Source organism: Pelomicrobium sp. G1 (assembly GCF_051905455.1).
Classification (GTDB): Bacteria; Pseudomonadota; Gammaproteobacteria; order Burkholderiales; family UBA6910; genus Pelomicrobium.
In genome coordinates this window covers 1-332 of sequence record NZ_JBQACR010000211.1, presented here as the reverse complement: position 1 = coordinate 332, position 332 = coordinate 1, and the positions used below count along the sequence as shown (strand labels likewise).

Sequence of the window (332 nt, the reverse complement as noted above, 5' to 3'; positions counted from 1 at the left end):
CCGGGATGGTGAGCTCCCCCGGTCCCACCGGGCCGTAATAGGGCTTCGCGCCCAGCGCCAGCGCCCGCTGGAAGGCGGCCTGGGGGTCCCGCACGCGGATGCCGAAGGCGCACACGGACGGCCCGTGGACCCGGGCGAAGGCCTGGGCGAAGCTGTGGGGCTCGTGATTGAGGATGAAATTGATGCCGCCCTGACGGTACAGCACCACGTCCTTGGAGCGGTGACGGGCGACGGGGGAGAATCCCATGCGCTCGAATAGCTCGGCGAGGCTGCGGGTGTCGGGGGCGGTGTACTCGACGAACTCGAAACCGTCGGTACCCACGGGATTGGGC

The 332-nt window shown here is 69.6% G+C and carries 1 pseudogene; it reads right to left on the bottom strand.

From position 1 onward, the window contains the following. Nucleotides 1–332: pseudogene (locus ACTFO6_RS18210) on the bottom strand (4-hydroxyphenylpyruvate dioxygenase); the annotation flags it as partial.